Origin of the sequence: Bacillus sp. Root131 (assembly GCF_001429475.1) — a bacterium.
Classification (GTDB): domain Bacteria; phylum Bacillota; class Bacilli; order Bacillales; family Bacillaceae_G; genus Bacillus_A; species Bacillus_A thuringiensis_S.
In genome coordinates this window covers 1-6,979 of record NZ_LMJQ01000029.1, presented here as the reverse complement: position 1 = coordinate 6,979, position 6,979 = coordinate 1, and the positions used below count along the sequence as shown (strand labels likewise).

Sequence of the window (6,979 nt, the reverse complement as noted above, 5' to 3'; positions counted from 1 at the left end):
ATGGCAGTTCATCAAAACGAATCGTTTTGGGGACGCCAACCGGCGAGGGAGCCCCTCAAGGATTGAGGGGTTGGGGAGTTCGATTGGTGGGGTCAAGGGGAAGAGTTCCCCTTGTGGGGTTTGGGGCAAAGCCCCTGGTTTTTATCACGCTGTGGCGTGATTTGGCGAAGCCAACAAGGTCTCGCAGAGCCCACACCAAATGAAATTTGGTATAGTAGGCTATACCAAAACTTTGGATTCGCTCTCTCGATATGTTATAATAACCTTAAAAGTAGTCCTCTTACGGAAGACAATTGTGAGGGAAAAACATGAACAAATTCGCAATCATTCACATGCAGAAATTTCAAATTTCTGATGTGCAAGGGATTCAAAAACATAATCAAAGACAAGGAAAAAGTAAATCAAATTTAGACATCGATTATTCGAAAAGTGAACAGAATTATGATTTGTTGAATCAACAAAAAATTAGATATGAAAGCACAATTAAACAAGAGATCAGTGAGCGAGTAAAACGAAAGCCACGGGCAAATTCTGTTGTGCTTTCAGAATTTGTAGTAACAGCTTCGCCTGATTACATGCATTCATTAAGTTTAGAAGAACAGAAACGTTATTTTGAGAGTTCACTAGCGTTTATTCAAAAGCGTTATGGCAAACAAAACACGTTGTATGCGATGGTTCATATGGATGAAGCAACACCACATATGCATATTGGTGTGATGCCAATTACAGAAGACAACCGTTTGTCGGCAAAAGATATGTTTATGAGAAAAGAGCTCATATCTTTACAACAGGACTTCCCGTTGGAAATGCGGGAAAAAGGTTTTGATGTAGAGCGGGGAGAAGGTTCTGAGAAAAAACATTTATCGCCCCAAGCCTTTAAGGAAAAACAAGATTTAGAAGTAGAAGTGGAACAGTTATCCAATGTAAAAACGCATTTAAAGACAAAAGTAGTGGAAACGCATAATCAATTACAACAAACCACAAACTACATCGAAAAACAGAATGAAACGTTACAAAAAATTCAGCAACAATTTTTGAGTTTAGATAAAAAAATAAAAGAAAAGAAACAGGAATTTGAAACGTTTCGAAATCAAATTCCGGATAAGCCAGTGTCAATGTCTTATTTGCGAGAAGAAACAAAAACAGAAGTAACAACGAAACTGTTTGGAAAGCCAGAAATTACTGAGAAGAAAACAGGAAACATTGTGGTTACACGTGAGCAATGGAGAGATATGACAGAAAAAGTGAATGCAGCCGTTATTGTTAAAAAAGATTATGAACGTTTACAGAAGACGGATCTTGTAAAAGAGAATCAAAGTTTACGAGAAGATAATAAATATTTAGAAGAAACAATAGAGGGGAATAATCTTGCTTTAAAACATTCTTATAAACAAAATCGGAAATTAGAAGAAGTAAATAAAGAATTGCATACTGAAATAGGCACTTTAAAGGCTCATATAAGAGATTTACAGATGAATATAAAGGTTTTATATCAACAGACGAAAAAAGTCTTTAAAGAGCAATTTAAGGCATTTAGAGGACTTATTAAAAACGAACTGGATATGAAGGGTGTAGATAATCAATTTGAACGTGAACATACAAGAGAAATAAGAAGTAGACAGAAAGGATATGACATGGAACGTTAGAAACGTTTTGTGATATACTATAATTATTCATCACTAACTAATTTATGGGTTTCATCCATTTAAAAATCTCTTTATATGTGTGCATATAAAGAGATTTTTTGCGTTTATGTAATTAAAATTATGTTAAGATTGATAAGACTACATTTGAAAATGTGGGTTCAAGTTGCTGTATTGATTGAATTGCACAAAAAAACCAATTCCATTACACGGGAATTGGTTTTTTTGTTGTGCACTATCAGATAACGCGTAAGGAGATTAATAGTTTGTATAAATTTAGTATACTACAAATTGAAATAAAATTCAAAAAATAAAAGGATGAATCTTTACATATTTTCAAATTCGAACACAAAAATGTAAAGATATGGTTTATAATAAGTGGTGAAACACTCTCCTATGTTTCTAGTGACTGTATTTTTATCTGTTGTTGGTGCGGAATCTATTAATAGATTTTGCACTTTTTTTTGGAGAGTAAAATATAAGTATTAAAAAGAGCATAAGGAAACCGAATCCCACTTTGTATAAAAAGTGGGAAAATAGGCTGTGCCTATTAGGTTTCTAAAGCTTTCTAGCTGGTACGCTTTTTCTATGATCTGTGGTCGTCTGGTGGTCGTTTATAGCCGTTCTGTGGTCTTCCAGTTGCCCTCAGTGGTCGTTTAGTGGCTGTTTAAAATACACAAAAAAAATAAAATATGCTACAATAATTGTAAAGATAGAAGCTGTTTTTTTTGGAGTACCCATGCCATAAAGTTGGGACGAAATAAATTGGTGTATCCTTACCCTAGTAGGAACAAAAGATAAAAAAGAGAACCAACTGTTATACAGAGTTGGTTCTCTTTTTTATCTTTATCGAAAGTAAACTTGTGAATAGAAGTTTACTTTCAAAGTAATGATTTTATTGGATTTTAAGAGGTTTTCAGAAAAATAGACATTCCGGTAAGGAAAGTATACATTCATTATGCTGAAATAAATATAAAAAGTCAGATAAGATAAAACAAAAAAAGCCATTCATGCTATAATTGGAGTGTCCGCAACAATCATAGTGAAGAGGCTTTTTTGTATCTTTATAAAAGATTATTAGAGTATTAGACTCATAGAAAACATTCTATATACATAATAACAAAATAAAAGCCTCTTCGCTAGTTGTAAATACTAGAAATGAGGAGAATAACATGCCAAATACGATTGAATTTAAACAAGTTGAGAAAAATGCAAGAATACGTGATTTAGAAATGGAAAATGAAAAATTTAAGAAAGATCATAATGAAGTTTCCAAAGTTGAATTAGAAAAAGCGATGGAAACTATGGCAAAAGCAACTGGTAAAGAACTTTACATAGGTACTAAAAAAAGCCTACATTCGAAAGTGAGGTTTGCTCAAATTTTGCAAAGTAATTATGAATTTTTAAGGGAAAGGGAATACTTAACGGCTAAAGAAAAAACATTTTTAATTGATATTGTTTCTTCGATTGCTTTTAATTCAAACTGTATTGTTGATGATGTGAAATCAAAAAATCCAGTTCCGTTGAATATTTCAGGACTTGCAAAAAAAATTGGATTAACACGAGCGAATACTAGTCTTTCAGTAAATTCTTTAGTTAAGAAAGGGATATTAGCGAAAGCTGAAAGTGGAATTGACGGGAATAATGCAAAAGCTTATTCATTATTTGTAAATCCACACATTATTTATGCAGGAGATAAGGATAATGTAAATGAAGCACTTAAAGCAATCTTTTATAAATCGATGAAAATGAAAATATTAAAAGATTTGCCAGATAAATTATTTTAAGATTGACAATTGGTCAATCTTATTTTTTTACTTATTTTCGTGTGTATTGTTTTCGATACGAATGTGTATTGTTTTCGATACACACGAAAAACATCATAAACCTAGTTATATCAACCGTTTATGCCCTATTTAAAACCCTCTCTCTTCTCACTCTATATATAAAGGCTAAAAGTTCCGCAAGGAACAGGTAGTATTTTTGAGTAAAAAGCACTCAAAAATCTCCACCTTTTTCACTATGTTTCATCCTTGCTAAACTTTTTTCGGCTGGTTTTTAGCTTTTGCCAAGCCGAACAGACCAAAAACGGGGTTAAGTTGTTCGACTTGGACCAGGAATTGTACCAGCCGAACCGCCAGTTCTTCCGTTCAAAGTATGATTCTTTTTCATACAGATCAACGCTATGTGGGGTTTAGCCCCCACACGACTAGCCAGCACTCACACCCAAAAACATGGGACACAAATAAAAGAATGTCCGTTTTTAAACGGGCATTCTTCAACAAGTTCAAAAGCAACAATAGGTATATTATATTTATGTTTACAGAGTTATTTGAGTGAATATGAAATTTATAAAAAGATAAGAGTCCATGGTAGGGGTAGAACCAGCATCTCCGAGTGAAACGGACATTTTTTTGAATGTTCGGAAAATTAAATGACTATTAAAGTGGTTCATCTTTAGTCCAAACGCCTAAATAATTTAATCGTCCAGAGCAACAACCTAATTTTAGGTATTGCCATGTCCTACCTTCTTGAAAAGATGCATTAACAAAAAGTGGCATAAAACTCAAAAATTTGGATTTAAAGCTCGGAAAACATAAAAACACCTGTTAATTGTCAGTAAATTTCAAAATTATCGATTCATTTGAAGATGCTGGGTTTACCCCTATTATCGGTAGCGAGTTTTTTTATAAAATCCTTGTATGTACAGAGATTCTTCTTTTTTTGTCTCGCTATCTGTATACGGGATTTTATATATTGTGGATAGATCGAGGATTCTAGAAATTCTTACTCATTTTGTTTTTTACTTTTTTTGTATAAAATCCTGTATACAATTTCAAGTAGAAAAATAAAAAAGATTGGTATCTACACAAACCGTTGTCAGATTCATTTCATAAGCATATTAAGTATGTATTTATTCAATTAATTGCAATTAATTTGAAAAAAAGTTGGTGAAAAGATGAGTAAGTTTAATAAATTTGATAAATGTAATCATATTCCCTTCCCCTGTGCGTTTCCTCCTTTGCAAGAAGGGCCAACGGGACCTACGGGGTCAACAGGTCCAGTAGGTCCTACTGGACCTACTGGAACAGGAGAAGGAATAACAGGACCACCAGGACCTACGGGAGATCCAGGTCCAGCAGGTCCACAAGGGGTACCGGGTATTCAAGGTGAACAAGGAGATCCAGGTCCGACTGGACCACAAGGAGTACCAGGTATTCAGGGAGAACAGGGAGATCCAGGTCCGACTGGACCACAAGGAGTACCAGGTATTCAAGGCGAACAAGGGGATCCTGGTCCAGATGGACCACAAGGAGTACCAGGTATTCAAGGCGAACAAGGAGATCCAGGTCCAACTGGACCAGTCGGACCTACTGGAGCTGGTGTAACAGGGCCTACTGGTTTGCCAGGTCCAACAGGTCCAGGAGCTGGTGCAACGGGCCCAACAGGTCCTGCAGGCCCAACAGGTCCTGGTGGTGGTGCAACCGGTCCGACTGGTCCAACTGGACCTGGTGGTGGTGCAACCGGTCCAACAGGTGCAACTGGGCTACAAGGGCCGCCTGGCCCAGCTGGGCCAACAGGGCCTCAAGGAAATCAAGGCATTCAGGGAGAACCTGGCCCAGAAGGACCAACAGGACCTCAAGGAAACCAAGGTATTCAGGGACCAGCTGGAGCTAGAGGACCAACAGGACCTCAAGGACCTCAAGGTATTCAAGGACCAGCTGGAGCTAGAGGACCAACTGGTCCTCAAGGAAACCAAGGTATTCAAGGACCAACAGGACCTCAAGGACCTCAAGGACCTCAAGGACCTCAAGGACCTGTTGGTCCTACATTAACTGCTAATAATATTTATGTAGCAAATCCTAGTACAAATATTAATGTTGTAGGTTCACCAGGTAGAAATGCTCCTATTCCTATGACTACTACTGTAACTCGTAATGGAACGATATTAACATTAGCTTCCCCAGGTATTTCAGTATCAACAACAGGAACGTATTATATAATTGCTAAAGGGACTATAGAATCCCCAGTAAATGCTAGGGCAGCTATAGCTCTTGCATTAAATGGAATATTGATACCACAAACTAGTTCTTTAGCTAATCTTCCATTTGGTTCTACTCCAATATCAGGGACACAAGTTATGACATATGCAATTGTTAATATTTCAGCATCTCAAGTAATAACAGTTGTAAATAATGATGTTGAAAATTCTGTATTTGGAAATGTATCTATAGGTGTATTTCGAATTGGTTAATGAAAAAAACTCCGATTTTTCAATCGGAGTTTTTTTCATTAAGCCTAATAAACAAAAATAGGGATTATTTAACATTTTTAAAAACAACAACAGACATATTATATGTATGTGTATAGGGCTAGTATAGTGAAATATTGGGGTTCTTGTCCATCGCCGCCAAAAGGTACATTAAGGAATGGTTCCATACAAGAAAATGTCTCTAAATCAGTCTGTCCTACTCGATTCAGAGACATTTTAGTAATTCTATTCGTAAATATAGATACAGCAAAGTTAAGATTCCTTCACTATCCCGCATTTTTCGATTTTATGATATAACGTTGATTTTGTTACAGTCCTCTTTTTCTTGATCTGCTTAAATTTAGGGAGAATAAATAGGGAGCATTCTAGACTAGGAAAATCGGGGTTCCTAAAAGATTCCCTAAATTTAGGGTTTTAGGGAATATAACGAGCTAATAGGCCTCACGACACCATTTCGGGAAAATTGTACGCTAAGGACTACAAACCCTTATCATTACAATGTTTTTTAAAGATAAGTATATGTTCACAAAGATAAAACCCTAAGTTTAATTGAACACTGATTTGTATACACACTTTATGAACACGATTACAGCTAAAAATCGTTGATATTATTAGGTTTTATCGTCTGTCCATAAACATAACATTTATGTTACAAATCGAATAACTAAGGTTGAACCATAAAGTCGTCTACAAATGATATGGAATATTTTGTCTTAATACCCCTTTTCGGGGGACGGGCAAAGTTATCCATTTAACGAGCGATTGGAACAACTCGCAAAACGACTATTGGGAGAAGAAAAATAAGCGGTAAGTGTCCATGGTAAGCGGACTGGAATGGGTCAGCGGTTTGTGCTGACCTATGAAAGGAGCATTAAGGAATGGACACGTGCAGCCGCTTCTCCATCCTCTTGGCAGTTCATCAAAACGAATCGTTTTGGGGACGCCAACCGGCGAGGGAGCCCCTCAAGGATTGAGGGGTTGGGGAGTTCGATTGGTGGGGTCAAGGGGAAGAGTTCCCCTTGTGGGGTTTGGCAAGGGGAAGAGTTCCCCTTGTGGGGTTTGG

The 6,979-nt window shown here is 36.5% G+C and carries 3 protein-coding genes; all 3 read left to right on the top strand.

The genetic code is table 11. The features are described 5' to 3' along the window. Positions 1-308: 308 nt before the first annotated feature. The 3 genes from mobV to ASE54_RS26805 all read left to right on the top strand — a co-directional run bounded on the left by mobV (position 309) and on the right by ASE54_RS26805 (position 5,898). Positions 309-1,646, top strand: a complete 1,338-nt coding sequence (mobV, locus tag ASE54_RS26815) for a MobV family relaxase (RefSeq protein ID WP_001031674.1) — start codon at positions 309-311, stop codon at positions 1,644-1,646. Positions 1,647-2,815: 1,169 nt separating this feature from the next. Further along, the gene (locus ASE54_RS26810; protein ID WP_001133992.1) at positions 2,816-3,430 is read left to right on the top strand and encodes a MarR family transcriptional regulator; all 615 of its coding nucleotides are present in this window, start codon (positions 2,816-2,818) and stop codon (positions 3,428-3,430) included. 1,172 nt (positions 3,431-4,602) lie between these two features. Beyond that, positions 4,603-5,898, top strand: a complete 1,296-nt coding sequence (locus ASE54_RS26805) for a collagen-like protein (protein WP_000033084.1) — start codon at positions 4,603-4,605, stop codon at positions 5,896-5,898. The last annotated feature ends 1,081 nt before the right edge of the window (positions 5,899-6,979 follow it).

Bases quoted from the DNA above. Each gene is read 5' to 3' on its own strand.
- mobV (WP_001031674.1), top strand. From the start codon at position 309: ATGAACAAATTCGCAATCATTCACATGCAGAAATTTCAAATTTCTGAT.
- ASE54_RS26810 (WP_001133992.1), top strand. From the start codon at position 2,816: ATGCCAAATACGATTGAATTTAAACAAGTTGAGAAAAATGCAAGAATA.
- ASE54_RS26805 (WP_000033084.1), top strand. From the start codon at position 4,603: ATGAGTAAGTTTAATAAATTTGATAAATGTAATCATATTCCCTTCCCC.